A 25,644-nucleotide genomic window follows, 5' to 3' on the forward strand; every position below is an offset into this window, starting at 1 on the left:
TCTTGGCGGAGTAATTGATGCGAATTTTAGGTATTGAATCATCATGTGATGAAACAGGTATTGCCATTTACGATGATGAACAAGGCTTATTAGCACATCAACTGTATAGCCAAGTAAAAGTGCATGCTGACTACGGCGGTGTTGTGCCTGAGCTTGCGTCACGTGACCACGTGCGTAAAACCTTACCTTTAATTGATGCCGCCTTTGCACAAGCGGGCTGTGGCCCAGAAGATTTAGATGGCATTGCTTATACTGCGGGCCCTGGATTGGTTGGCGCACTCCTTGTGGGTACTTCTATTGGTCGTTCTTTAGCCTATGGTTGGAATATACCAGCGGTAGCGGTTCATCATATGGAAGGGCATCTTCTTGCGCCAATGCTTGAAGAAGACAAACCTGAATTTCCGTTTATCGCGTTATTAGTATCTGGCGGCCACACCATGATGGTTAAAGTATCTGGTATTGGTGAATACGAAGTATTAGGTGAGTCAGTTGATGACGCCGCAGGTGAGGCATTCGATAAAACGGCGAAATTACTTGGGCTTGATTACCCAGGAGGCCCGCGTTTGGCAAAACTTGCTGAGCAAGGTACACCTGAGCGCTTTGTATTCCCGCGTCCGATGACAGACAAACCCGGCTTAGATTTTAGTTTCAGTGGTTTAAAAACGGCTGCGTCACTCGCTATTCGTGATAGCGATGATGATGAACAAACTAAAGCGGATATTGCTCATGCATTCCAAACAGCGGTTATTGATACCTTAATTATCAAGTGTAAACGTGCATTAAAGCAAACCGGTATCAAGCGCTTAGTGATTGCTGGGGGCGTGAGTGCAAACGTGCAATTGCGTGCGCAACTTGAGCGAGTAATGCAAGGTATGAAAGGGCGTGTGTACTACCCGCGCACGGAGTTTTGTACAGATAACGGTGCGATGATCGCTTACGCTGGTATGCAGCGCTTAAAAGCAGGGCAGTTTGCTAGCCTTGATATGAAAACAAAGCCGCGCTGGCCAATAGACTCGTTAGAGGCTATTTAACATCAACCTTCTTCATGTTCAGGGGCTTTTTTCTTAGCCCCTACTTTTGGCTCTTCACCGGCGAGTAAGCGAGTGATATTTGCTCTATGACGGAAAATTATCAACACGGTTAAAAAGGTCACAGGCAACGTATACAAAGGTTTTATCCACCAAGTATAAAGAGGTGCTAACGAAACCGTGACTAACGCTGCAAGAGATGAGTAGCGCGTGATAGCAATAATTAAGATCCAAGTTGCAATTAACATCCCACCTAACGATAAACCAATGGGTAATAACGTGCCAAAAGCGGTCGCGACAGCCTTACCACCTTTAAAACTGAAAAACAGCGGGTACATATGGCCTAAACAGGCTGCTACACCAATCAAGCCGAGCATAAGTGGCTCTATTTTTAAGAAGTAAGCACCCCAAACCGGAATGGTTCCTTTTAAAATATCAAAGACAAGAACAAGTACAGCAGGGACTTTTCCACCTAAGCGGTAGACATTCGTTGCACCTGGGTTGTTCGATCCGTGACTGCGTGGGTCCGGTAGTTTAAACAGCCGAGAGACAAGGATTGCGGATGAGACCGATCCCAGTAAATAGGCTAAAACTAACATTAGGGCTGTTAACACGCGCTTCCTTATTTTTAAATCTGCACTTTTGGGCTATCATTGGCGGCAAAACCATCTGCCACTATTTTTGAGTAGAACATGTGAGCAATAATGCATCGCATCTACCCGTTATTGTAGGGGTAATTTTTATATATTAAAACAGTATGACAACTTATAGCGCGGATTATTCAAATCAATAAGCGTTTAGTATGAGAGGTGTTTTAATATTTATGTCACTTGGAGTATCAATGGACAAGGTATATATATCACAATTGCATGTAGACACCATTATCGGTGTGTATGATTTTGAAAAAGAAAGTAAACAAAGCCTGTATTTTGATATTGAAATGCTATGTGATATTTCTGCGGCAGCTGCGACTGATGATATTAACCTTGCACTTGATTATGCAAAAGTCAGCGAGCGGGTTATCGCTCATACAACAGCAAAACCAGTAGAGCTGCTTGAAACCTTAGTTGAACAATTAGCGGCCATTATCTTAACTGAGTTTGCAACTGAGCAAGTGACCATTCGCGTGAGTAAACCTGCAGCAGTGCCACAAGCCAAAACGGTGGGAGTCGAAATCACCCGTCGCAAGGCATATTAACATGGCGCAAATTTTTATTAGTTTAGGCTCTAACGTTAATAAAGAGCATTATATTCGCCAGGCGCTTGATGCTCTAAAAGTACATTTTCCTGATTTTATTCACTCATCAGTTTTTGAGAGTGAAGCGGTCGGTTTTGCAGGCAGTAACTTTTATAACTCAGTATTAGGGGCGCAAACCGATATGCCATTACCTGAACTGTGTAAGTTATTGAAAGAAATTGAGCTTGAAAATGGCCGTACCCGTGATGACAAAAAGTTTAGTCCACGAACGCTTGACCTAGATCTTTTATTTTATGATGACGTAATTTGTGATTCGCCTGCACAGTTACCTCGCGATGAAATTACCAAAAATGCATTTGTTCTTCAGCCTTTAGCTGAAATAGCCCCTGATTTTTTTCACCCTGTAGCAAAATGCACGCTAGCAGAGCTATGGGATAATTATAATAATCCGCAACAAAAACTATGGAAGGTGGAGTTTTCTTACCCATGAGTATTATTGAGATAATTGTTTTAGCCTTAATTCAAGGATTGACTGAGTTTTTACCTATTTCGAGCTCAGCACATTTAATTTTACCTTCGCAAGTTTTAGGTTGGCACGATCAAGGTTTAGCATTTGATGTGGCCGTTCATGTCGGTACTTTAGGTGCCGTGGTATTGTATTTCCGTAAAGAAGTGGTAGACATTCTAGGCGCGTGGTTTAAATCGTTTGGCTCTCAAGGTGCCACCGATGACAGCCGCTTAGGCTGGTGGATTATTGTCGCAACCATTCCTGCATTATTAATTGGTTATTTGTTTAAAGATTTCGTTGAAAGTTACTCGCGAAATGCGTGGGTTATTGCCACCTCTACCATCGTGTTTGGTTTGTTACTTTGGTATGCCGATGTAAAAGCAAAGCAAGTTAAGAACATTTACCAAATCAATTTTTTCAGTGCGCTATTGTTAGGCTTTTCACAAGTGCTGGCTATGGTATTCCCTGGGACATCGCGTTCAGGTATTACCATCACCGTAGGTTTAATGCTGGGCCTTAACAAGCAAAGTGCTGCGCGTTTTTCATTTTTAATGTCAATTCCGGTCATTGCAGCAGCGGGTTCCTATTATGTGTATCAGCTTGCAACAGCGGGCGAGTCGATTGATTGGCATGCGATTTTACTCGGCGCAGGCTTATCATTTGTATCAGCTTATGCGTGTATTTTCTTTTTCTTAAAAGTTATTGAGCGCATGGGTATGATGCCATTTGTTATCTACCGCTTGTTACTTGGTGTTGGTTTGTTTGCATTCTTAATGCTGTAAATAACCATTCAACTTAATTCGAAAAACACCTCAAATTTGAGGTGTTTTTTATGATGGCTATTTGGCAATACTCTATTGACCGCTAGTCATGGTAAGTAAAGCTTATATTTGGCATTATAACGCCTTAGTTTATCTCTCATTCATTTTGCTCAGGACAGTAGATGCATATTCATATTCTTGGAATTTGTGGCACCTTTATGGGTGGTATTGCCGCAATCGCTAAATCGTTAGGTCATACAGTGACAGGCTCTGATCAAAATGTGTACCCACCGATGAGCACGCAATTAGAAGAGCTAGGTATTACGCTCACCCAAGGTTATGACGTTGCTCAACTAGAGCCTGCGCCAGATATGGTAGTAATTGGTAACGCTATGAGCCGGGGCAACCCTTGTGTTGAATATGTGCTTGATAAAGGCTTACCTTATACTTCAGGTCCTGAATGGTTAAAGCATAATCTGTTGCAAAATTCGTGGGTGTTAGCTGTCGCTGGTACACACGGCAAAACAACAACAGCGAGCATGTTAGCCTGGTTATTAGAGTATGCAGGAATGAAGCCTGGCTTTTTAATTGGTGGGATAGTACAAAATTTTGGCGTGTCAGCACGGGTTGGTGAAACGCCATTTTTTGTTATCGAAGCCGATGAGTACGACACGGCATTTTTTGATAAACGTAGTAAATTTGTTCATTACTTACCACGTACCTTAATTCTTAATAACCTTGAATTTGATCACGCTGATATTTTTGAAGATTTAAACGCAATAAAGAAACAATTTCATCACTTGATGCGTACATTACCCTGTAGCGGTAAGGTTATTTGGCCAAGCCAAGATGAAGCCTTACAAGATGTGATTGAGCGTGGTCTTTGGAGCGAAAGCGAAACGCTGGCAGGTGATTGGGATTACCGTTTACTGAAAGCTGATGGTAGCGAATTTGAAGTGCTACTTGAGGGAGAAGTTCAAGGCGTTGTTAGTTGGCAAGCGATGGGCGAGCATAATGTGAAAAATGCTATCATGGCTATTGCAGCAGCGCGCCATGTCGGGATTGCCGTACCAGTCAGTATTGCGGGCTTGGCTGAGTTTATTTCTCCTAAGCGCCGTATGGAGCTTAAAGCCGATATTAACTCGATTAAGGTGTATGACGATTTTGCCCATCACCCAACGGCAATTAAAACAACTTTGGCAGGGCTTCGTGCAAAAGTGGGCGATGAGAAGATTATTGCCATTTTAGAGCCTCGTTCAAATACCATGAAAATGGGCGTGCATCAGCAAACCTTGATTGACTCACTTGAAGCTGCCGATGAGGTGTATTTATTTGAACCAGACAATTTAAGCTGGTCACTCAAAGAATACGCCGCTGCGGCAGGTATGCATTGTAGCTCTAGCACTGAAGAAATTATTAAACACGTGGTTGCAGGTAAAGCGCCTAAGCAGCATGTTTTAATTATGAGTAATGGTGGCTTTGAGGGGATTCATCAGCGCTTAATTACCGCTCTTGAACACAACTAATCGGTATATGGAGCGTCAAAATATGCAATTTAAAGATAAAATAACCTTAGCTTTTAGCGGTGCCTCTGGTGCGCCATACGGTTTACGGTTATTAGAAGTGTTACTTCAGCAGCAGTTTCAGGTGTATGTACTCATCTCAAGTGCTGCTCGAGTGGTTTTTGATACAGAATCGAATATCAAGCTATCAGGTAACGAAGATAAAGCGACAGAACAGTTAAGCACGCTTTTTAATGCTGCGCCTGAGCAACTAAAGGTGTTTGGTAAAGACAACTGGTTTAGTCCTGTTGCGTCGGGCTCTGCTGCACCGAAAAAAATGGTGGTTTGTCCGTGTAGTGCAGGTTCAGTGTCTGCAATTGCGGTAGGTGCGTCAGATAACTTACTTGAACGCGCCGCTGACGTGGTTATTAAAGAACGGGGGCAGTTGATTTTAGTCCCGCGTGAAACGCCATTTAGCGAAATTCATCTTGAAAACATGCTGAAACTAGCAAGGCTAGGCGTAACAATTATGCCTGCGGCACCGGGTTTTTATCATCAGCCAGAGCAGATTTCAGACTTGGTTGATTTTATGGTGGCGCGAATTTTAGATCATTTAAACATTGAACATACTCTGACCAAGCGTTGGGGTTATGGAGAGGGCAAACAGTGAGCGAAAAAACGATCGCATTAAATATTGAAGGCCTAAAAAAGGTTTATAAAAATGGTGTTGAAGCCGTAAAGGGCATCGACTTACAAGTTCAACAGGGCGATTTCTTTGCTTTACTTGGTCCGAACGGTGCCGGTAAATCAACTACCATTGGTGTTATCTCATCGTTAGTGAACAAAAGCGCTGGCCGTGTCCAGGTGTTTGGGCATGATATTGATACAGATTTGGAAGCCGCTAAGTCTGAACTAGGTTTAGTGCCGCAAGAGTTTAATTTTAGCCAATTTGAAACACTGAACCAAATTTTGGTTAACCAAGCGGGCTATTATGGTGTACCAAGAAAGCTGGCGCATGAGCGTGCTGAAAAGTATCTAAAGCAACTGGGTTTATTTGAGAAAAAAGATAAGCAAGCGCGTACGCTGTCAGGTGGTATGAAGCGCCGTTTAATGATTGCTCGTGCACTGATGCATGAACCTAAATTACTTATTTTAGATGAGCCAACAGCCGGTGTTGATATTGAGCTACGCCGCTCTATGTGGGACTTTCTTCGCGAGATTAATAAGCAAGGTGTGACCATCATCTTGACTACTCACTACCTAGAAGAAGCTGAGCTGTTATGTAAAAACATCGCGATTATCGACAGTGGCGTGATTGTGGAAAACACCACTATCAAAGCGCTACTTGCCAAGCTTGATAAAGAGACCTTTGTACTTGATTTAAAGCAGCCAGTTCAACCAATTAGCATTGAAGGTTACAAATATACACTAACTGATGACCACACTTTAGAAGTTGAAGTGGCGAAGTCACAGGGCTTAAACCAAGTATTTAGCGCGTTGACCGAACAAGGTAACACCGTGCTGAGTATGCGAAATAAAGCAAATCGTTTAGAAGAACTTTTTGTAGGCTTATTAGAACAAGGGCGAGGCGAATAATGTTTAAATATGGAGTAGCGCTAAAAAGTATTTGGATCAAAGAGTGTATTCGCTTTTTACGTATTTGGGTGCAAACCTTAGTTCCGCCAGCAATCACGATGAGCCTTTATTTTGTTATTTTTGGTAACCTGATTGGTTCGCGTATCGGTGATATGGGTGGCTTTACTTACATGGAGTTTATTGTACCGGGTCTGATTATGATGTCGGTGATCACTAACTCTTACTCGAATGTAGCTTCAAGCTTTTATTCGACCAAGTTCCAAAAGAGTATTGAAGAGCTATTAGTTGCACCAGTGCCAAATTACATTATCGTACTTGGCTACATGGGCGGTGGTATGACCCGCGGTATGCTAGTTGGCTTAATCGTTACCTGTGTATCATTGCTGTTTGTTGATATCCAAATTCATAATATTTTTGTGATCATGGCGACGGTTATTTTAACCTCAGCGGTATTTGCTTTAGGTGGCCTTATTAACGCAATTTATGCAAATAGCTTTGATGATATTAGTATTATTCCAACCTTCATTCTTACTCCACTGACTTATTTAGGCGGAGTGTTTTACTCTATCAGCTTGTTGCCAGAATTTTGGCAAGGCGTATCGCAAGTAAACCCAATTATTTATATGGTGAATGCATTTAGATATGGTTTCTTAGGTGTGTCTGATGTCGACTTATCGGTAGCTTTTGGGGTACTTGGTTTGTTTATTGTGGGTTTATTTACTTTAGCGTTAACGCTTATTAAACGTGGTGTGGGGCTTAGACACTAATGACGGATGCAAATTCGAGAAGTATTGTATCGAATCAGCCTGGCTTACATGAAAAGTTAGACGAAATAGTTTTAAAGCACTTAAGTGCGGATTTTAAAAAGCCGATTGCACAGCATACGCAAGCGGCTTTTGATGAGGTAAATGAAAAGGTTCAAGCGTTTAAAGGGCCTATAATCCTTGATTCGTGTTGTGGTGTAGGTGAAAGTACGGCTAACTTAGCTAAGCGTCACCCTGATGCGTTGGTGATTGGTATCGATAAGTCATCTCATCGCTTAGAGAAGCATGAGATAGAGTACAAGCAAACCGATGCGGGCCAGTATATTTTAGTGCAGGCAGACTTAAACGACTTTTGGCGTTTAGCGGTAGCTGCTAATTGGCAACCGACGCATCATTATTTGCTATACCCAAATCCATGGCCGAAAGCAAAGCACTTGCAAAGGCGCTGGCATGGCGCTGCTATTTTTCCGTTTATCATTAAATTAGGCGGTCGTTTAGAGCTCAGAAGCAATTGGGATATTTACGTGAAGGAATTTGCCCGCTCGCTCGAGCTTGCAGGACATCCTTGTGATGTTCAATTATATGAGAGCGATATAGCAATCACGCCATTTGAACGTAAATACTGGGCTAGCGGTCAGCAAAGCCACCGTTTAGTGATCAACCTTTAATGAATGTAGGGAGCTGGCGATGAAAAGTGGCTCCCCTGCATTAAATTAATCCCCGCACGAGACAGCGCGTCAGCAATTTGTTCGTTATCGACTTGCTCAGCGATAACTTGCAGGTTTAGCTGATTAGCGTACTTTACTAAATTCTCAATAAACAAAAAGTTATCATTATTACTGTGAATTTGACTCACAAGGTTTTTATCGAGTTTTAAACCATCGATCTCTAATTTTAGAATATGCGGTAAGTTTGAAAAGCCTGAGCCAAACTCATTAATAAACACCTGCGCTCCTTTATTTTTTAAAAGGCTAATAAAGGTTTTTACCTCACTAAAATAAGCAATAGCATCGCTTTCATGAAATTGAAAAATAATGTTATGAGGCTGTGGGTAGCGTCTTAGTTGCTGTTCGAAAAACTCACTTAAGCTTGGATCAAGAATATCTTGCGCGGTGATGTTAATGCTCCAGCTTAGGTTGGTTTTTCTAAAATGCTCAACACAACGGGTAAACATGGTACGTCTTAACAGCCCATCCATACGTGAGCGTTTGAGCACCGTCATAAAGTAGTCAGGACTATGAATACGGCCTTGGGCACTGGCTAATCTCGCTAGGCATTGGTAGTGCTCAATCTGCTCAGTGTTGGTATCATAAATAGCTTGAAAGTAAGGCACAATGCGATTGTTATCAAATGCTTCTTTCACCTCTTTGGCAAGCGTTACATTATTTCTAAAGCGCTCTTCGACTTGTTTAAAAACATTTTCATAGCGAACAACTCGCTGATTATTAAACTTTGCTTGCTGTAAGGCTATGTGGGCATTTTCGATAAGCATAAGCTTGTTGCCAGATGCAATGCCTGCATACAAGCTAACGTAAATGAACGGTTCTTTTAACACCGGGATAGCATTGTTGAAGGTGTTAATTATTTCTTCTAATTCTTTGTCAGAGCTGCGCGTTTGCAACAAAGCTATCTTATTCGTGGCAAGGCGATAGGCAAAGCAGTCATTCGGCAAACGTGCTTGGAAGTAGCCAAGTAAACTTGCCATAACTTTATCGCTGACTTCGGTACCGTAAAAGCTACTGATATCGTCTAATTCATTAATGACGATAACCGCGAGCTCCATGCGATATTTTGTTGTCTTTTTTAAGTAATACTCTAGCGCTACATGATTGGCAAAGCCTGTGCGAGCATCTGTTGATAGTGAACGTTTGAGTTGTAAAAAATAGAGGCCTGCAATTAATACTGCTATAAAGAAAAAGAAACAGGCTGTAATTGCTGCGCGAGTAACACTGTATTGCAATTGCTGATTAAAATCGCTAAGTGTTATGTCTGCACCGGTGATGTAGGTCTGGCCGTTGTTATCGACAAAGGTTACGAAAATGCTTTTAAAGTAGCCCCATTGATCTTGTGAAATTTCATAAACAGGTTCTGTTGAATTAAAGGCTTCTTTATTTAATTCTGTTGCTTCAGAGTAGATGTCAAAAAACTCGGTAACTTTGCCTGTATTTTGATCTTTTTGAGTATAGCTTGAAGCACTGAAGTAGACGGTATCATCACGCTTAACCATGGCATAGACATAGGCAAGTTGCATTTGTTTTGCATACTCAGAGAGTGCGCGACTTTTTTCTTTGTATACAGCAGGAGAGATAGCTAAACCAGCATTAACTCGATCATGGTAATCATCACCTAAGATATGTTTTACACTCACAGCAGCATTAAATAATTTGTTATCAACATGCGTGATTATTTCATTGCGAGTGGTTTCATAGGTATAGTAAATGTAACCAAATAAGCTAACAAAAAAAGCGGCAAAGCCATAAAGTAGCCAGCTGGTTTTTTGCATTCCTTTGGGCATAAGTGCTCCCTTAGCTGTTATTACTTGATTATACTGAAAAAAGACTTAATCGATAGTATAAAATTACCGCAAATGTCATTTTTAGATCACTTTTTTGTCATCGAAGACGTGGCTTTTTTGCTTTAGACGAGACATTTTCGTGATATTCCAGTAAAGTTAGCCAATTTCGTAGCAACAGTGCCGCAAAAGTGAAAACGGTGATGTTTCAACATCTAATTCATTTTTAGCTGCTTAGAATGGGTATTAGGATGGATCAAAAGCGTTGTGCCGTCGCCTCAAAAGAAAGCTTGATTCGTATATTTACGGTGCCAGAGGCACCTGACTCAACCTTGAGTAAAATCGAATCAGAAATTTCAAGCAATCTTGCTGGGTTCTTAAATGAGAACATAGCGGCGATTGAGAAGCCCTTGCACGAGATTGAAAAAGATTTTCAGTCGGCCACTATCCCTGAAGAGCCAACTTTCGTCTCTGACTATGCACAAGACATTATGGAGCAGTTAGTTGCGCATTCTGTTCATACTGCTGCACCAAGCTTCATTGGTCATATGACCTCGGCATTGCCGCACTTCGTTTTGCCATTATCAAAACTGATGGTGGGCTTGAACCAGAACCTAGTTAAAATTGAAACATCAAAAGCGTTTACACCCCTTGAAAGACAAGTGTTAGGCATGATGCACCATCTAGCCTATAGTGAAGACGATGCTTTTTACAGCAAGTGGATGCATAGCGCTAAAACCTCTCTTGGGGCGTTTTGTTCAGGTGGCACAGTAGCCAATATCACCGCATTATGGATTGCCCGCAATCGGCTATTAAAAGCCGATGGTGATTACAAGGGAATTGCAGCACAAGGTTTAATCGCCGGTATGTTGCACTACGGCTATAAAGGGTTGGCTGTGCTTGTTTCTGAGCGGGGTCATTACTCTTTGGGGAAAACGGTCGACTTATTAGGTATTGGTCGCGATAACATTATTGCCATTGAAACTGATAAGAATAATAAAGTTGACGTTAATGCCATGCGTAAGAAGGCTTATGAACTCGAAGCGTCAGGTATTAAAGTGATGGCATTAGTAGGGGTTGCTGGCACTACAGAAACCGGCAGTATAGACCCACTCAATGAAATGGCTGATTTAAGTGCTGAACTAGGCTGTCATTTTCATGTCGATGCTGCATGGGGGGGAGCCACTTTACTGTCAACGAATTATCGCCACCTACTAAGCGGTATAGAGCGTGCTGATTCGATCACTATCGATGCGCATAAGCAAATGTATGTGCCTATGGGGGCAGGCTTAGTGTTATTTAAAGACCCTGCTGCTACAGATGCGATTGAACATCATGCCGAGTATATTCTTCGTAAAGGCTCGAAAGATTTAGGCAGTCATACACTTGAGGGAAGTCGCCCAGGTATGGCGATGTTAGTGCATGCTTGCTTACGTGTTATTGGCCGTAAAGGCTATGAAATGTTGATTGACCGCGGCATAGTAAAGGCGCGTACCTTTGCGCAGATGATTAAAGAGGATGAAGACTTTGAGCTTATTTCTGAGCCTGAGCTTTGTTTATTAACGTACCGCTATGTGCCTAAAGAAATTCAGGCCAAAATAAAAGACGCCGACGAAGAGACCAAGCTCGACATCTATGCGTCATTAAATCGCTTTACTGCAAGTATGCAAAAGCGTCAGCGTGAAGCCGGTCGTTCTTTTGTATCGCGTACTCGTTTGACACCTGCAAAATATGACCATCAACCAACTGTGGTATTTCGAGTTGTATTAGCAAATCCGCTCACTTCTAAAGCCATCCTTAAAGATATTTTGGCGGAGCAAAAAGAGCTGGCGAAAACCGATCCGGTATTTAAAAAGTACTTAAGTAAGTACATGGATTAAAAAAGGGAGCGTTATGCTCCCTTTTTATTATACCCAAGCCACCTCAAGATGCAGAATTCAGCGTTTCACAGGTGCTTAATATCAAGGCGTTACTTTGCAAGAATGGTAGTCCCTTTTAAGAAGTAACAACGATGAGAGTAAGTGCCTGTGAAACGCCCAGAGGGTTGGTTTAAAAGCGATTTATACTGCGTTATTGATTTTAACAATAGAACCACTATTATTTGCAATCAATGCCTTGCCTAAATCGCTTTTTATTCCAACTGAAACTCGCATCTTGAGGTGGTTTGGGTATATTCACTAAAGCAGCTTGCTTTAATCATCTTGCTAATTATCTCTTGTGACGGTTTTATTTTTTCCATCGCTAAAAACTCATCAGGCTGGTGGGCTTGATTAATTGAGCCTGGCCCCATCACAATCGTTTCGCAACCTAGTTGTTGAATAAAGGGAGCTTCAGTGCAGTAATTTACAGCAACAGCAGGTTGTCCTGAGATTTTTTCAGCTAGTTTTACAAGCGCAGTATCTGTGCTGCCACTAAATGCAGGGATAGGTTCATGCATGTCGATAACACTCACTGCATTTGGGTATTGGATATTTATTTCTTCAGCAGCACTTAGCAAAATCGCCTGCAGTTCTTGCACGCTCAAACCGGGCAGTGGTCGCATATCGATGTGCATTTCACAGCAGCCACAAATACGGTTGGCGTTATCGCCACCATGAATATGGCCAAGGTTCAAAGTAGGGTACGGAATTTCAAAGTGATCAACTGAATATTTATTCTTTAATTCTTCTTTAATGATTAACAATTTTGTAATCATTTTATGCATCACTTCGATGGCGTTTAAACCACGTTCAGGATCAGAGCTATGGCCTGAGCGACCAATTACCCGAATGGCTGTACTCATATGTCCTTTATGAGTGAAAACAGGAGTCATATCGGTTGGTTCACCAATAATACAGCGCGCTGGTTTCAAGTTAGGGTGGCGGCAAATTTGTTGCGCACCCGCCATTGTGGTTTCTTCATCGGCGGTTGCTAAGATTAATAAAGGCTCTGTTTGCTTTGTTGCATCAAGCTCACTAATCGCTTGTAAAACAAAGGCAAAAAAGCCTTTCATATCAATACTGCCTAAGCCATAAAATTTATTGTTATGCTCGCTGAGTTTGAAGGGATCATAATTCCAGCGGCTATCATCAAATGGCACTGTATCGGTATGACCTGCCAACATTAATCCACCGTCACCTTCACCGCGTTTTGCCAATAAATTATAACGGCCTTTACCTTGCTCCAGTTCTGTTATTTCGCAAGTAAAACCGAGGCTTTCACACCAAGAGGCAAGCAAGGAGATCACCTCTTTATTGCTCATACATAGTGAATCTTCAATTGCACTGATTGAAGGCGCTGCAATCAATTGCTGGTACATAGATAAAAAAGACGGTAAAGACATAAAAAATCCAAAAATAATTATTCAATCTAATTGCATAACAATATAAAAGTATTTATGATGAATATCAATTCACTTTTTGAGCATAAATATTAGTGTAACTGTACTATGAACACAAAACGACGATAACCTGATTTCATTACTTTAGACAGTGTTTTTATTCGCTTTTCAGCGAGAAGTTTTAGGCGTATCGATAAATAGATTTAATAGGTAAAAGTAAGCAATGAATGTAGTGATTATTGGCGCAAGTGGTTATAGCGGCGCAGAGCTAGCAAGTTTAGTTGCCAAGCACCCTAAATTAACCCTACAAGCATGTTATGTCTCAGAGGGCAGTTTAGATAAAGGTAAATTATTAAGTGATTTATATCCTGAGCATTTAGGGCTGTTAGAGTATCCTTTACAAGCACTAACAACAGCTGCTTACAAAGATATTGAAAATAATGCTGATTATGTGTGCTTGTGTACTGATCACAAAGTAAGTGTTGACCTTGCGCCACAATTTTTAGCTATGGGTAAAAAAGTATTCGACCTTTCAGGTGGCTTCCGTTTAGCTGGGAATGAGGATTACCAAACTTATTACGGTTTCGCACATGAACACCCAGAGCTTTTAGCACAAGCTGCATATGGTTTAGCTGAATGGAATAGTGATGCGATCAGTAAAGCAAACCTTGTTGCTGTAGCGGGTTGTTATCCGACAGCAGCGCTTAATGCATTAAAGCCCCTTAAACAAGCAAACTTACTGGCTGAGCAGCCTGTTATTGTTAATGCTGTGTCAGGTGTGACAGGCGCTGGTAGAAAAGCCAGTGTTAATACGCATTTTTGCGAAGTATCACTTGCCCCTTATGGTTTATTTAATCACAGACACACGCCGGAGATTGAGCAGCATCTTGGACATCCAGTGTTATTCACCCCGCATTTAGGTAATTTTCCACGCGGCATCCTAGAAACCATTTATGTGCAGCTAAAGCCAGATGTTACCCCTGAACAGGTTAAAGAGGCATATCAAGTTTTAGCCGATGAGCCATTGATCCGCTTATTAGGTAATAAGATCCCAAGTATAAAAGGTGTTGCAAAACAACCTTATGTAGATATTGCATGGCAACAAAAAGGTCAGCAATTAATTGTAATGTCTGCGATTGATAACCTATTAAAAGGTGCTGCAGGCCAAGCGTTGCAATGTATTAATTTAGCGATGGGTGAACCTCATCATACAGGCCTTAGCGGAGCACTATGATGAAAACATGGGTTATTAAAATTGGTGGTGCAGTATTAAACACTGCCGATGCAGCAAAAGCATTGTTCGATGTTCTAGCATCGCAAGAACACGCTAATTTTGTGATTGTGCATGGCGGTGGAGCGCTTGTAGATGCATGGTTAAAAGAAGCGGGTTTTGTAACAGCAAAGCACCAAGGATTACGCATCAGTCCTAATGAACAAATGCCTTATATTGTCGGGGCGCTTGCAGGTTGTGCCAATAAACAATTGATGAGTCAAGCTATCGGTGCGGGCCATAAGCCTGTTGGTTTGAGCCTTTATGAAGCGGGCGTTGTAGTTTCAGAAAAACTCAAAGTATTAGGCCAAGTTGGTCAATGTAGTGGAAGCTGTCATAGCGTGTTACCGAGCTTATTAGAACAAGGTCGCTTACCCCTTGTTAGTTCAATAGGCTTTGGAGAGGACGGTCAGTGGTATAACGTAAATGCCGATGAAGCAGCTGCAGCCATAGCGAAAGAGCTCAATGCAGAGCTTATTTTTATGACTGATGTAGAAGCTGTACTTGACGCAAATAAGCAGCCATTACATCAATTAAATACGCAGCAAATCGATACACTTATCCTTGAAGGAGTTATTCAGGGCGGGATGGAGGTCAAAGTAAAGACCAGCCTTCTTGCTGCCCAACATTTACGACGTGGTGTGTATATCTCAAGCTGGCTAAAGCCAGAAAACTTAGTCGCTTTATTACAAGGCGAGCACGTAGGAACGAAAATTACACCATAGGTATTTCATGTTAAATCATTTTTTATCGGGTCTAGAGTTAGACCAAAAAGGCGCACTTAAACTTTTTAACTTAGCGCAAAAAATTAAAGCAAATCCTGCAGATTTTAGCCAAGCGCTTGCAGGTAAATCAGTGGTTACTTTATTTGAAAAACCTAGTTTACGTACCCGTTTATCATTTGATATTGGTATTAATAAGCTAGGTGGTCATGCGGTCTATCTTGATTCACAAAATGGTGCCATGGGCGCACGTGAATCAGTTAAAGACTTTGCACTTAATATCTCAACGTGGGCAGATGGTATTGTTGCTCGTGTATTCGAACACAAAACACTTACCACTTTGGGTGAGTTTTCAAGCGTACCTGTTGTTAATAGCTTGTGCGACTTATATCACCCATGCCAAGCTTTGGCTGATTTCTTGACTCTTCAAGAAGTACATGGCGATGTTAGTAAACTTAAGCTAGCTTACTTAGGTGAGGGGAATAATGTAACTCACTCACTGATGCTATTAGCAGCCACTTTAGGCACTGATTTTGTGGCAGTTTGCCCTAAAGGCAGCTCACCTGATTCGCAAATTCTTAAGCAAGCTGAGCAAATTGCAGCGATGAATGGCGCCTCTGTAATGGTCAGTGACCGAATTGAAGCGGCAGTTGGTGCAAATGCAGTCTATGCTGATACGTGGGTTTCGATGGGTGATAAAACACCGCTTGAGCAAGTTAAAGCTAAGTATATGCCGTATCAGCTAAATCAGGCATTGCTTGAGAAGACTGGCGCACAAACTGTGCTGCACTGTCAGCCGGCTCATCGAGAGTTTGAAATTACCTCTGAGGTAATGGATGGCCCGGCATCAAAAATTATTCAACAAGCAGAGAACCGTATGCATGCGCAGAACGCTCTTCTTGTGACATTACTAAATCCAAATTTTGTTTAAGGAACACCAATGAGTTCAATTAAAAAAGTCGTATTAGCCTATTCTGGTGGTCTAGATACATCGGCAATCGTGCCTTGGTTAAAAGAAAACTATGGCTGTGAAGTAATTGCCTTTGTTGCTGATGTAGGTCAAGGCGCTGAAGAACTAGAAGGCGTTGAAGCAAAAGCGATTGCTTCAGGTGCGTCTGAGTGTCATATAGTTGATTTAAAAGATGAAATGGTAAGTGATTATATTTACCCAACATTAAAAACTGGCGCTATTTACGAAGGTACGTACTTACTAGGTACGTCTATGGCTCGTCCGATTATTGCTAAAGCACAAGTTGAAATTGCTCGTAAAGTAGGTGCCGATGCGCTTTCGCATGGTTGTACGGGTAAAGGTAACGACCAAGTGCGTTTTGAATCATGTTTCGCAGCCCTTGCACCAGACCTAAAGGTGATTGCACCGTGGCGTGAGTGGGACTTATCAAGCCGTGAATCATTACTTGATTACCTTGCAGAGCGTAATATTCCGTGCTCTGCCTCTGCGACCAAAATTTATAGCCGTGATGCAAACGCATGGCATATTTCACACGAAGGTGGTGAGCTTGAAGATCCATGGTGCCAACCAAGTGATCAAGTATGGACTTGGACTAACTCTCCTGAACAAGCTCCTAATGAAGCTGAATATGTGACATTAAATGTTGTTGAAGGCGAAGTGGTTGCTGTGAATGGTGAATCACTAAAACCGTATGACTGCTTAGTTAAATTAAATAACATTGCTGCGCCACATGGTGTTGGTCGTGTTGATATCGTAGAAAACCGTTTAGTAGGCATGAAGTCGCGTGGTTGTTATGAAACGCCAGGAGGCACTGTGATTATGGCTGCATTACAAGCTGTCGACGAACTAGTGCTAGATAAATCAAGCCGTAAATGGAAAGAAGTACTAGGCGGTGAGTTTTCACACTTAGTGTATGACGGTCGTTGGTTTACACCGTTAAAAGACTCAATTTTAGCGGGTGCGGAGTCTCTGGCTAAATTGGCAACAGGTGAAGTAGTACTGAAGCTTTATAAAGGCCAAGTAACTGCGGTACAGAAGAAATCTCCAAACAGCCTTTACAGCGAAGATTTTGCAACCTTTGGTGAAGATGATGTTTATGATCAATCACATGCAGAAGGCTTCATTCGTTTATTCTCGCTTTCTAGCAGAATCTCAGCACTAACGAAAAAGTAATTTTATTATCGCCCCGCTTTGCGGGGCGATAGCCCAATTTGGAGACAGTTCAATGGCATTATGGGGCGGACGTTTTTCTTCGGGTCCAGATGAAGCGTTTAAACAATTTAACGACTCACTTCCTTTCGATTATCAGCTTGCAGAGCAAGATATTATTGGCTCAGTTGCATGGGCAGGTGCTTTAAAGCAAGTTGATGTTTTAAATCAGCAAGAGTATGACGATCTTGTTGCAGCACTGAATACTTTGTTAGAAGAAGTTAAAGCTAATCCACAAGCTGTTGCAGTTGCAGGTCATGAAGATATTCATTCATATGTTGAGTCAGCTCTGATTGACAAAGTAGGTGATTTAGCAAAGAAACTGCACACCGGTCGTAGTCGTAACGACCAAGTTGCTACAGACTTCCGCTTATGGTGTCGTGACACCGCAGAGCACATCTTAACAGCAATTAGTGACTTAAAAGCGGAGTTTGTTGCCTTAGCTGAGCGTGAACTCGGTACTATTTTACCGGGCTACACACACTTACAGCGTGCTCAACCTGTGTTATTTAGCCATTGGTGTATGGCTTATGTTGAAATGCTTGAGCGTGATGAAAGCCGGTTAAATGATGCCAAAAACCGTATGAATTATTGCCCATTAGGAAGTGGTGCATTAGCAGGCACTGCGTACCCAATTGACAGGCAGATTCTTGCCGAGGGGCTAGGTTTTACCGGGGCAACACGCAATAGTCTTGACGCTGTATCTGACCGTGACTTTGTGGTTGAGCTATTAAGCTGTGCATCAATTTCGATGATCCACTTATCGCGTATGGCTGAAGATCTGATTTTTTATAATTCAGGTGAAGCAGGCTTTATAGAGCTTTCAGATGGCGTAACCTCTGGCTCATCATTAATGCCACAGAAAAAGAACCCTGATGCATTAGAATTGATCCGTGGTAAAACAGGCCGTGTTTTTGGTGCGTTTAGCGCCATGATGATGACATTAAAAGCGTTGCCACTAGCCTACAACAAAGACATGCAAGAAGATAAAGAAGGCTTGTTTGATGCAATGCCAACTTGGCTTGCATGTATTCATATGGCGCAAGCATGTATTAAAGGTATCAAAGTAAAAGCTGATAAAACGCTTGCAGCAGCTAAAGGTGGACACTCAAATGCGACCGAGCTTGCGGACTATTTAGTTGCTAAGGGAATTCCATTTAGAGAGGGTCACCACATTGTAGGAACCTTAGTGCAAATGGCTATTGCCCAAGGGAATAACTTAGAAGATTTAAGTTTAGAAGAATTTAAGTCTGTGCATAGTATTTTTGAGTCAGATGTTTATCCTGTACTAGAGATAGATGCTTGTATTAAAGCCCGCCGAGCTCTTGGTGGCACTTCATTAGAGCAAGTGTCGAGTGCAATTAAGCAGGCAAAAAAAAACAGCAAATAACGGTTCGTGATGCAAACTTAGGTGATGTTGAATCGATAGCAAAGCTTATCCAATATTGAGCTGCGGTAGGTGAAAACCTTCCGCGAGCTAAAAGTGATATGGTTCATTCAATCAACGAGTTTGCTGTTACACAATGTAATAACAAAATTACTGGCTGCGCATCACTATATATCTATGATACCGGTCTTGCCGAGATCCGCTCGTTAGGCGTTGAGCCACAAGCAAAGGTGTCGGGACAAGGTAAGCTACTTGTTGAGCACTTACTTGTAAAAGCCAAAAAATTGGCGCTTAGCAGGATCATTGTACTTACGCGTGTGCCAGAATTTTTTGCAAAGCAAGGGTTTAGCCACTGTAGTAAAGACAGCTTGCCCGAAAAAGTTATAAAAGACTGTGAGCTTTGCTTACGAAAAGATAATTGCGATGAAGTTGCAATGGAATTCATTTTAAAGCCAAGTACTAAAGCGGTGATCCCGTGTAAAAGCGTGGCTTAAATTCCCTGGATAGAAAAAACGCACGGTTACCCCTGTGCGTTTTTTTATGTCTAATAATAAGCTGAAGATCAAAAAGATCATATGTTAACGAAAAGTTGGATCGCTAATTGCTTTTAGATTAGTGTGGTGGCAACATCACATTAATGCACAAAAAAGCGTCAAAAAAAATGAGAACGCTTAACAAGTTACATATTTCATGTAAACCTTGGTGCAACAACAATTAACTTAAAGGAATTATCTTATGCAAATTTCAAATAATAGCCAATTGCAAATGCAAGCATACAGCCAAATGCAACAAACTAAGCCAGCTTTGGAACAAACTACTAGTAATAAAACCCTGCAATCTGATACAGTAACTTTATCAAGTGAAGCACTGTCTTTATCAGGTGGTGCAGAGATTCAACGTGGCGGTGGTGCAATGCTTCCACCTAGCAAGAAAGAGTACTAGGAACTGAATGTCTTTTATAGAGCAACTAGGTTTTTTTTCCCTGTCTGCAATGAGTGCATGGGGATTTTTAATGGCGTTCTTTTTTAATATTTTTGTCTATTGCATAGACGAAAATAAAAGAAAAACCACGTTGCTCTTTAGTTCTTTTATTATGATGCTCTCTTATTTAGGGGGAGATTACTTTTTTAATTGGATAACTTACACTGCAACAACATTTCTAGATTGGGCTCTTTACGATCTGGCTACGCTAATATTCTTAGCTATTTCTTTCTTTGTTATTAAACGAACGACTCCTTCATTCATTTATCTTATTGTAGGCTTGATAATAAACACTATTTTATTCCTTGCAGTTTACTTGGACGTTGAAGTTTATAAAAATACAACTCATTGGATACTCTGGGATATTTATTCGCTTGGAGTTAACATTGTCGATTTTACGATGATTATTGCTTTAATAGTTGATCGTGACTTTCTCTTGTTAAACAAGTTAAAAAACGCAGTTTTTTCTGCTTCAAATACCCAAAGCTTAGCTTAAATATTTTCAATATGTACATAAGTGATGTTGTTGGAAGCTTGATAGGCTCCTTTATTGAGTGGGGGTTTTTGATGGCTTTTCTTTGCAATCTAGTGACTCACATAAATAAACCAGATAAACGCCTTGTTATCTTGGCATTTATCATGATGGTTTCGTACTTTTTAAGCGGTATTTTTAATTTTTCAGTTTATAGCTATATGAACTGGTTTTATTTTGACCTACTTACAATAACAGTCATATTTTCTTGGGGTTACTTTGCAAAGAACAGCTATTTTTGCGCTCTTTATTACGCAATATTGGGATTATTTTTGAATTCCCTTTTGATGCTCTCAATTTATGTAGATATTGTACTTCTCGAAAACCGGACTCCATGGGGACTTTGGAGTATTTACTCTTTTGGTGTCAACATTATAGACATTACAATGATAATTGCATTGATAACAAACCGTGACTTTTTGTTTATTTTTAAGTTAGGTAAAGCTATAGAGAGTAAAGTTATTTTCTTTTCTAAAGAGTTTTCAAAAAGTGGTGCTAACGTTTCATAATGCCTTTTGTAAATTGAAGTCAAAAAGTTTGACGTTTGTATAATGCTTAAATTAATCCAAGAAAACTTTGGGGTCTATCTCGCCGCATTTATTATGTGGGGGTTTCTGATGTCTTTTTTATATAACATGGTGAAGAAGTCGTCTACGCCAAATGGTGACAAAACACTAATGTGGATGTCGCTGGCACTGTTTATCTCTTATATGATGAGTGATCCATTACTAAATATAGCGCTAGGCTATAATATTCTAGACTCGAGCTTTGCTTATATGATCTGGGCTGTTTCGGATCTACTAATACTTTTAATTATTAGCTTAATTGCTCGTGGCAGAAAGGTAACTTTGGTGCCAGCAAAGCTCTATATTTTTACTGGGCTTTTGATCAACACATCGCTTTTTCTAGGTATGTATTATGACATCAATTATGCCTATACGGGTGATTGGTGGTTCTGGAGCTTTTATACAGTTACAGTCAATGTCATGGACATCATGATGCTCATTGCACTTTTCTCTAATAAAGACTTTTTGGGGCTGGTGCGGCTCTATAAGGGCTTAACAGGTCAAGCTAGGCTAGCTTGACCTCAATTAGTTAAAAGCGGTATTCCCAGCTGGTTCTGAGGGCCGTGTTGGTTTCGTTGTTATCGTTTAATTCATCTCTTGAAATTAATCCAGTTACTTTCCAAAGACCGCTGAGTAATGCTTGTTGATAGCCTACTTCTAACTGCAATTGGCTACTCTTAATGATATTTTCACTATCAATCCAGCGTAGTTTAGCATGTCCGCCATAGCCGTTGAGGGTGTGATAATAAGCCCCAAGCACTGCTGATTTACTTTGCTCTGGTGTTGAGCTGCCAATTAAACGCGAGCGCTGGGTATAGCTGCCTGAGCCATACACACAGTCACTGGCAATATTACATTGTTGCTGAGTATTCGAGTATTCGAGATACGTTTTTAGCAAGCTATCAGTTGTACCAAAGTAGCTTTCAAAGCCAACGGTGTAAAACGGCTCACTTGGTGCCAAACCGCTTTCGTTGCGGCCCATTAATTCACCATATATGGCAATAGGAACCGACATTAAAGTGGTTGAGTATTTAACATCAATCCCCGTTAAACGATGCGTTTGCTCGTTATTCTCAAGATTAATAGGAGCTAATTCTGGAGTTGTTAAATAGTCAGACCCAGCTGTATTAACAGCCACTTCTAAACCATTTAAAGGGGTACTAGCAAACCTCAACGCCCAATAATCACCTTTGTCGCTTGTATTCAAATATGGCTTTTGTTTGGCATAAATACCAGTCAGTTGCCAATTACCAATAAATGATAACCAACTTGGGCCTACATATTGAGTATTCGCTCTTGTGAAACGCAAACCTTTCATGGGGGCTGCATTATTTGATAGTAGTAACGCGTTATCGTTACTTGGTCCCCACCAATGACTGACTTGCTCGGCACTGAGTGACCAATTACCAACCAACACCGCTAAATAGCTATCTTGGTAGTTTACATGCTGTTCGTCGAGTGCATCATCTGCGTAATTAACACTCACTTTTGCACTTACACGTTTACCCGTTATTGAACCGTAGCTATTAACACCGCTTTGCTGTTGATGGCGTTTACCAAACCCTTGTTGAGTATCAGTGCTGCCATTGTAGTTTAGTCGAACACCTGAATCTGTTTTTTGCTTGGCAATATTTAACGCGTGTTTCACATGTTGATAAGCAAATTGAGACTGTTCATCAAGTTGATTGCTATCTACAAGGCTAAGATCGCGAGCAATACCTTGCCACATCAAAGGGTAGCTATTTATAGGCTGTTTAATCACACCTTGGTTAAATAACATCTCGATTGAGGCGCGTAATAATGGATCGTCACTTTCAACCCAAGGGCCTGCTATAGTCGGTGTCGAGACCATAAAAAAGGCCCCTAGGGTAAGTATTTTTTTTAGCTTCATCCGCGAATTTTTTCCTGTAAAGCTTTAGCAACAATAGGATCAACAAACTCGCTAACATCACCATTGTGTCTTGCTACTTCTTTTACTAAGGTTGATGAGATAAACGAATTTTTTTCGGCGGGTGTTAAAAATACACTTTCTAAATCAGGGTTAAGTCGACGGTTCATATTGGCTAATTGAAACTCGTAATCAAAGTCAGAAACAGCTCGAATACCGCGAATGAGCACTTCAGCTTTATGGTCGCGAGCTAAATCTGCTAATAGTCCAGAAAAACCAATTACACTCACATTATCTAGGTGTGCCAAGATGTTATTAGCAAGTTCAACGCGCTCATCAAGCGTAAAACACGGCTGTTTACTTGGGTTGTGCGCAATAGCAACGATGACATGGTCGAACATTTTCGCTGCTCGGTGAATTAAGTCAGTATGGCCATTTGTAAGTGGGTCAAATGTACCCGGGTATATTGCAGTAACGTTCATAACTATCAGCGATTTAGAAATTTGCCTGCTATATTAACAGTGTTTTAGCCTGTCTGCAGCTTAGAAAATACGCGTATCTTATTAGATTGTAAAACCCATCTAAGGTACTGCACCGATTGAGGTTATTATTTTTCAAGGTAGTATTTAATTGTCACGCATTTGTTTATACTGCTTGGCTTAGTAGGGCAATAGAATGCAATAACCACAACAACAGAGTAAACAGCATATGAGTACAAAGGATAAAATCATACACACCAGCATCGAGTTATTTAATCGCCACGGTGAGCGTGCTATTACAACCAACCATATTGCTGCACATATGGGCATTAGCCCTGGTAACTTGTATTACCATTTTAAAAATAAAGAAGACATTATCCGTCATATATTTGCTTTATATAGTGAACATTTACATACGCATTTTAAACCCTTGTCTCCTGATGATGATGCACTTGAAAACCTAGCAGGTTACCTTGATTCGCTGTTTGAACTGATGTGGCGTTATCAATTTTTTTATGACAACTTGGGTGATATTTTATCTCGCGATGAAGTATTAAAAAAAGATTACATTGATTTTCAAGCGGCGTTGCTAGAGCAAGTGAAAGAAGTTTTATTAGCACTTCGTGCTGGCGGTATCATCTGTATTGAAGATGATGATGTCACAGAGCTTGCACACATGCTAAAAATGACGGTTAGCTTTTGGACCCCGTATATAAAGGCGCGTCGCTTAAGTGGTGAGTTAGCAAGGGAAGATATCTACAATGGTATTTTAAAAGTGCTATTGCTGTTAAAAGCGCATTGCACAGAGCAGCATTTACCACAGGTAAATCAGCTAAGGGCAAAATATTTGGCGCTCAGCGAAGCCTCAGATCCTGAACAATAACCCCAGCCAAGCAGTTTATTTCCTAGACGCTATAATTTTTGTTATAATCGCGCGCCCTTGAGGTTGGTATGCCTCGGGGCGTGTGAATCCCACAGTCTAAGAGTGAACTATGCTTAAATTTATCGTCAAATTACACCCTGAAATCGCTATCAAGAGTAAATCTGTTCGTAAGCGTTTTACCAAGTTATTAGAAAATAACATTAAGATCGTCTTACGTCGTGTTGACGAAAAAGTACAAGTTAGAAACAACTGGGATAATATTTCGGTTGTGAGCCTTTTAGATTCTGAGCAAGTTCGCCTAGATATCATCGATGGCTTAAAACGCATTCCGGGTATTGTGCAATTTATCGAAGTTACAGAAACAGACTTTGATTCGTTAGACGATATTTATCAAAAAGCCCTTGAGCTAATTGGCCACACAATCGAAGGTAAAACATTCTGTGTGCGTTGTAAGCGTTCGGGTAAACACGATTTCACTTCTAGCGATGTAGAGCGTTATGTTGGTGGCGGCTTAAACCAGCATGTTGCAGGTGCAAGCGTAAAACTATCCCATCCTGAAGTAACCATTCGTTTAGAAGTGCGAGATGATAAAGCGTATATCGTTACTGAAACTCACTTAGGTATGGCAGGCTTCCCGTTACCAACACAAGAAGATGTACTGTCGCTTATGTCGGGTGGCTTTGACTCAGGTGTAGCAAGCTACCAGATGATCCGCAAAGGCGCGCGAACTCACTTCTTATTCTTTAACCTAGGTGGGGCAGCTCACGAAATCGGTGTTAAACAAGCCAGTTATTATATCTGGAAACAGTTTAGCTCTACCCATAAGGTAAAGTTTGTCACTGTAGATTTTGAACCTGTTGTAGCTGAAATCTTAGAAAATGTAGAAAACAGTCAAATGGGTGTGGTGCTTAAGCGTATGATGATGCGTGCAGGTAGCCAAGTTGCAGAAAAGTTAGGTGTGCAAGCATTAGTAACAGGTGAAAGTATTGGCCAAGTATCAAGCCAAACACTGGCTAATCTAAGCGTGATTGACCGTGTAACTGAAACTTTAATCATTCGCCCGTTAATCCAACACGACAAGCAAGATATTATTAATATTGCTCGTAAAATTGGTACCGCAGAAATGGCAGAAAGCATGCCAGAATACTGTGGTGTGATTTCTAAAAAGCCAACGGTTAAAGCCAAAATTAAAACGATTCTTGCCGAAGAAGCTAAATTTGATTTTGACGTGTTAAATACGGTTGTTGAAAATGCCCGTGTGATGGATATCCGCGATATCGACACCGAAGCTAAGCAAGAAGTAAAAGAAGCCGAGTCTGTATCTGATTTACCAAAGGGAGCGGTTGTTGTTGATATTCGCTCACCTGAAGAAGAAGACGCAAATCCACTTGAGCTTGAAGGTATTGAAGTTGTGCATTTACCTTTCTTCCGCTTAGCGACTAAATTTGGTGACTTACCAAAAGATAAAGAATATTACTTATACTGTGCTAAAGGTGTGATGAGTCAGCTTCAAGCGCTGATCTTACACGAAGAAGGCTTCAGCAACGTCAAAGTGTATCGTCCGTAAGG

At 41.1% G+C, this 25,644-nt stretch carries 25 protein-coding genes and 1 pseudogene; 21 read left to right on the forward strand and 5 right to left on the reverse strand.

Annotation, left to right across the window (positions count from 1 at the left end; translation table 11 throughout):
* Window positions 1-17 precede the first annotated feature (17 nt).
* Window positions 18-1,031 carry a tRNA (adenosine(37)-N6)-threonylcarbamoyltransferase complex transferase subunit TsaD gene (gene tsaD / locus L1267_RS15090; RefSeq protein ID WP_135926070.1) on the forward strand — a complete coding sequence of 338 codons (1,014 nt, stop codon included), beginning with the start codon at window positions 18-20 and terminating at the stop codon, window positions 1,029-1,031.
* Between the two features lie 2 nt (window positions 1,032-1,033).
* On the opposite strand, the gene plsY is transcribed toward tsaD, so the two are convergent.
* On the reverse strand, window positions 1,034-1,642 hold the full coding sequence (plsY, locus tag L1267_RS15095) for a glycerol-3-phosphate 1-O-acyltransferase PlsY (RefSeq protein WP_199526327.1): 609 nt from the start codon (window positions 1,640-1,642) through the stop codon (window positions 1,034-1,036).
* Window positions 1,643-1,869: 227 nt separating this feature from the next.
* Here plsY and folB point away from each other — a divergent pair, with 227 nt between their 5' ends.
* The 8 genes from folB (at window position 1,870) to trmB (ending at window position 8,025) form a co-directional block, all read left to right on the forward strand.
* Entirely contained in the window at window positions 1,870-2,226 is a 357-nt protein-coding gene (gene folB / locus L1267_RS15100) for a dihydroneopterin aldolase (protein ID WP_135926068.1), read from the forward strand.
* A gap of 1 nt (window position 2,227) precedes the next feature.
* Window positions 2,228-2,716 (forward strand): 2-amino-4-hydroxy-6-hydroxymethyldihydropteridine diphosphokinase, encoded by a 489-nt coding sequence (gene folK / locus L1267_RS15105; protein ID WP_135926067.1) that lies wholly within the window; start codon window positions 2,228-2,230, stop codon window positions 2,714-2,716.
* Complete coding sequence (locus tag L1267_RS15110) at window positions 2,713-3,516, forward strand: undecaprenyl-diphosphate phosphatase (RefSeq protein WP_235383308.1); 804 nt, start codon at window positions 2,713-2,715, stop codon at window positions 3,514-3,516. Before folK ends, L1267_RS15110 begins: the two co-directional genes overlap by 4 nt.
* A 161-nt stretch (window positions 3,517-3,677) precedes the next feature.
* Window positions 3,678-5,021, forward strand: coding sequence for a UDP-N-acetylmuramate:L-alanyl-gamma-D-glutamyl-meso-diaminopimelate ligase (mpl, locus tag L1267_RS15115; RefSeq protein WP_138557238.1), 1,344 nt, complete (start codon window positions 3,678-3,680; stop codon window positions 5,019-5,021).
* A gap of 22 nt (window positions 5,022-5,043) precedes the next feature.
* Complete coding sequence (locus L1267_RS15120; protein WP_135926065.1) at window positions 5,044-5,667, forward strand: flavin prenyltransferase UbiX; 624 nt, start codon at window positions 5,044-5,046, stop codon at window positions 5,665-5,667.
* Window positions 5,664-6,593, forward strand: coding sequence for an ABC transporter ATP-binding protein (locus L1267_RS15125; protein ID WP_054551082.1), 930 nt, complete (start codon window positions 5,664-5,666; stop codon window positions 6,591-6,593). Before L1267_RS15120 ends, L1267_RS15125 begins: the two co-directional genes overlap by 4 nt.
* Window positions 6,593-7,360, forward strand: coding sequence for an ABC transporter permease (locus L1267_RS15130; protein WP_199526324.1), 768 nt, complete (start codon window positions 6,593-6,595; stop codon window positions 7,358-7,360). Before L1267_RS15125 ends, L1267_RS15130 begins: the two co-directional genes overlap by 1 nt.
* Window positions 7,360-8,025 (forward strand): tRNA (guanine(46)-N(7))-methyltransferase TrmB, encoded by a 666-nt coding sequence (gene trmB, locus L1267_RS15135; RefSeq protein ID WP_235383309.1) that lies wholly within the window; start codon window positions 7,360-7,362, stop codon window positions 8,023-8,025. Before L1267_RS15130 ends, trmB begins: the two co-directional genes overlap by 1 nt.
* Here trmB and L1267_RS15140 read toward each other — a convergent pair.
* Window positions 8,022-9,872: a bifunctional diguanylate cyclase/phosphodiesterase gene (locus L1267_RS15140; RefSeq protein ID WP_235383310.1), complete on the reverse strand. Its 1,851-nt coding sequence runs from the start codon at window positions 9,870-9,872 to the stop codon at window positions 8,022-8,024. The genes trmB and L1267_RS15140 overlap by 4 nt on opposite strands.
* Before the next feature lie 248 nt (window positions 9,873-10,120).
* Here L1267_RS15140 and panP point away from each other — a divergent pair, with 248 nt between their 5' ends.
* Window positions 10,121-11,749 (forward strand): pyridoxal-dependent aspartate 1-decarboxylase PanP, encoded by a 1,629-nt coding sequence (panP, locus tag L1267_RS15145; protein ID WP_135926061.1) that lies wholly within the window; start codon window positions 10,121-10,123, stop codon window positions 11,747-11,749.
* A 251-nt stretch (window positions 11,750-12,000) separates the two neighbouring features.
* Here the strand turns inward: panP and argE are convergent, their stop codons facing one another.
* Window positions 12,001-13,191 carry an acetylornithine deacetylase gene (argE, locus tag L1267_RS15150; RefSeq protein ID WP_138557241.1) on the reverse strand — a complete coding sequence of 397 codons (1,191 nt, stop codon included), beginning with the start codon at window positions 13,189-13,191 and terminating at the stop codon, window positions 12,001-12,003.
* A gap of 220 nt (window positions 13,192-13,411) precedes the next feature.
* On the opposite strand from argE, the gene argC reads away from it, so the two are divergent.
* From argC to L1267_RS15195, 9 genes and pseudogenes are all read left to right on the forward strand, one after another.
* A complete protein-coding gene (gene argC, locus L1267_RS15155; RefSeq protein ID WP_135926059.1) occupies window positions 13,412-14,422 on the forward strand; it encodes an N-acetyl-gamma-glutamyl-phosphate reductase in 1,011 nt (336 codons plus the stop codon).
* Window positions 14,422-15,183 (forward strand): acetylglutamate kinase, encoded by a 762-nt coding sequence (argB, locus tag L1267_RS15160; RefSeq protein WP_135926314.1) that lies wholly within the window; start codon window positions 14,422-14,424, stop codon window positions 15,181-15,183. Before argC ends, argB begins: the two co-directional genes overlap by 1 nt.
* A 7-nt stretch (window positions 15,184-15,190) precedes the next feature.
* Window positions 15,191-16,111, forward strand: coding sequence for an ornithine carbamoyltransferase (locus tag L1267_RS15165; RefSeq protein ID WP_235383311.1), 921 nt, complete (start codon window positions 15,191-15,193; stop codon window positions 16,109-16,111).
* Between the two features lie 9 nt (window positions 16,112-16,120).
* Entirely contained in the window at window positions 16,121-17,323 is a 1,203-nt protein-coding gene (locus L1267_RS15170) for an argininosuccinate synthase (RefSeq protein ID WP_135926057.1), read from the forward strand.
* 52 nt (window positions 17,324-17,375) lie between these two features.
* Window positions 17,376-19,240 (forward strand): annotated as a pseudogene (gene argH, locus L1267_RS15175) (argininosuccinate lyase).
* Window positions 19,241-19,481: 241 nt separating this feature from the next.
* A complete protein-coding gene (locus L1267_RS15180) occupies window positions 19,482-19,688 on the forward strand; it encodes a hypothetical protein (RefSeq protein ID WP_135926055.1) in 207 nt (68 codons plus the stop codon).
* A gap of 7 nt (window positions 19,689-19,695) precedes the next feature.
* Window positions 19,696-20,223 carry a hypothetical protein gene (locus tag L1267_RS15185; protein ID WP_135926054.1) on the forward strand — a complete coding sequence of 176 codons (528 nt, stop codon included), beginning with the start codon at window positions 19,696-19,698 and terminating at the stop codon, window positions 20,221-20,223.
* 11 nt (window positions 20,224-20,234) lie between these two features.
* A complete protein-coding gene (locus L1267_RS15190) occupies window positions 20,235-20,768 on the forward strand; it encodes a hypothetical protein (RefSeq protein WP_235383312.1) in 534 nt (177 codons plus the stop codon).
* 108 nt (window positions 20,769-20,876) lie between these two features.
* Window positions 20,877-21,344: a hypothetical protein gene (locus tag L1267_RS15195; protein WP_135926052.1), complete on the forward strand. Its 468-nt coding sequence runs from the start codon at window positions 20,877-20,879 to the stop codon at window positions 21,342-21,344.
* 10 nt (window positions 21,345-21,354) lie between these two features.
* On the opposite strand, the gene L1267_RS15200 is transcribed toward L1267_RS15195, so the two are convergent.
* Both L1267_RS15200 and coaD read right to left on the reverse strand, forming a co-directional pair.
* Complete coding sequence (locus L1267_RS15200) at window positions 21,355-22,716, reverse strand: capsule assembly Wzi family protein (RefSeq protein ID WP_199526319.1); 1,362 nt, start codon at window positions 22,714-22,716, stop codon at window positions 21,355-21,357.
* Entirely contained in the window at window positions 22,713-23,195 is a 483-nt protein-coding gene (gene coaD, locus L1267_RS15205; RefSeq protein ID WP_135926050.1) for a pantetheine-phosphate adenylyltransferase, read from the reverse strand. Before coaD ends, L1267_RS15200 begins: the two co-directional genes overlap by 4 nt.
* 226 nt (window positions 23,196-23,421) lie before the next feature.
* Here coaD and L1267_RS15210 point away from each other — a divergent pair, with 226 nt between their 5' ends.
* A complete protein-coding gene (locus L1267_RS15210) occupies window positions 23,422-24,075 on the forward strand; it encodes a TetR/AcrR family transcriptional regulator (RefSeq protein WP_135926049.1) in 654 nt (217 codons plus the stop codon).
* 109 nt (window positions 24,076-24,184) lie between these two features.
* On the forward strand, window positions 24,185-25,642 hold the full coding sequence (thiI, locus tag L1267_RS15215) for a tRNA uracil 4-sulfurtransferase ThiI (protein WP_135926048.1): 1,458 nt from the start codon (window positions 24,185-24,187) through the stop codon (window positions 25,640-25,642).
* Window positions 25,643-25,644 lie beyond the last annotated feature (2 nt).

Source organism: Pseudoalteromonas sp. OFAV1 (assembly GCF_021532595.1).
Classification (GTDB): Bacteria; Pseudomonadota; Gammaproteobacteria; order Enterobacterales; family Alteromonadaceae; genus Pseudoalteromonas; species Pseudoalteromonas lipolytica_C.

Bases quoted from the DNA above. Each gene is read 5' to 3' on its own strand.
- folB (WP_135926068.1), top strand. From the start codon at position 1,870: ATGGACAAGGTATATATATCACAATTGCATGTAGACACCATTATCGGT.
- coaD (WP_135926050.1), bottom strand. From the start codon at position 23,195: ATGAACGTTACTGCAATATACCCGGGTACATTTGACCCACTTACAAAT.
- L1267_RS15165 (WP_235383311.1), top strand. From the start codon at position 15,191: ATGTTAAATCATTTTTTATCGGGTCTAGAGTTAGACCAAAAAGGCGCA.
- tsaD (WP_135926070.1), top strand. From the start codon at position 18: ATGCGAATTTTAGGTATTGAATCATCATGTGATGAAACAGGTATTGCC.
- folK (WP_135926067.1), top strand. From the start codon at position 2,228: ATGGCGCAAATTTTTATTAGTTTAGGCTCTAACGTTAATAAAGAGCAT.
- trmB (WP_235383309.1), top strand. From the start codon at position 7,360: ATGACGGATGCAAATTCGAGAAGTATTGTATCGAATCAGCCTGGCTTA.
- panP (WP_135926061.1), top strand. From the start codon at position 10,121: ATGGATCAAAAGCGTTGTGCCGTCGCCTCAAAAGAAAGCTTGATTCGT.
- L1267_RS15140 (WP_235383310.1), bottom strand. From the start codon at position 9,872: ATGCCCAAAGGAATGCAAAAAACCAGCTGGCTACTTTATGGCTTTGCC.
- mpl (WP_138557238.1), top strand. From the start codon at position 3,678: ATGCATATTCATATTCTTGGAATTTGTGGCACCTTTATGGGTGGTATT.
- L1267_RS15170 (WP_135926057.1), top strand. From the start codon at position 16,121: ATGAGTTCAATTAAAAAAGTCGTATTAGCCTATTCTGGTGGTCTAGAT.
- L1267_RS15200 (WP_199526319.1), bottom strand. From the start codon at position 22,716: ATGAAGCTAAAAAAAATACTTACCCTAGGGGCCTTTTTTATGGTCTCG.
- L1267_RS15195 (WP_135926052.1), top strand. From the start codon at position 20,877: ATGTCTTTTTTATATAACATGGTGAAGAAGTCGTCTACGCCAAATGGT.
- argE (WP_138557241.1), bottom strand. From the start codon at position 13,191: ATGTCTTTACCGTCTTTTTTATCTATGTACCAGCAATTGATTGCAGCG.
- argB (WP_135926314.1), top strand. From the start codon at position 14,422: ATGAAAACATGGGTTATTAAAATTGGTGGTGCAGTATTAAACACTGCC.
- thiI (WP_135926048.1), top strand. From the start codon at position 24,185: ATGCTTAAATTTATCGTCAAATTACACCCTGAAATCGCTATCAAGAGT.
- L1267_RS15210 (WP_135926049.1), top strand. From the start codon at position 23,422: ATGAGTACAAAGGATAAAATCATACACACCAGCATCGAGTTATTTAAT.
- L1267_RS15110 (WP_235383308.1), top strand. From the start codon at position 2,713: ATGAGTATTATTGAGATAATTGTTTTAGCCTTAATTCAAGGATTGACT.
- L1267_RS15180 (WP_135926055.1), top strand. From the start codon at position 19,482: ATGCAAATTTCAAATAATAGCCAATTGCAAATGCAAGCATACAGCCAA.
- L1267_RS15190 (WP_235383312.1), top strand. From the start codon at position 20,235: ATGTACATAAGTGATGTTGTTGGAAGCTTGATAGGCTCCTTTATTGAG.
- L1267_RS15130 (WP_199526324.1), top strand. From the start codon at position 6,593: ATGTTTAAATATGGAGTAGCGCTAAAAAGTATTTGGATCAAAGAGTGT.
- L1267_RS15185 (WP_135926054.1), top strand. From the start codon at position 19,696: ATGTCTTTTATAGAGCAACTAGGTTTTTTTTCCCTGTCTGCAATGAGT.
- argC (WP_135926059.1), top strand. From the start codon at position 13,412: ATGAATGTAGTGATTATTGGCGCAAGTGGTTATAGCGGCGCAGAGCTA.
- L1267_RS15120 (WP_135926065.1), top strand. From the start codon at position 5,044: ATGCAATTTAAAGATAAAATAACCTTAGCTTTTAGCGGTGCCTCTGGT.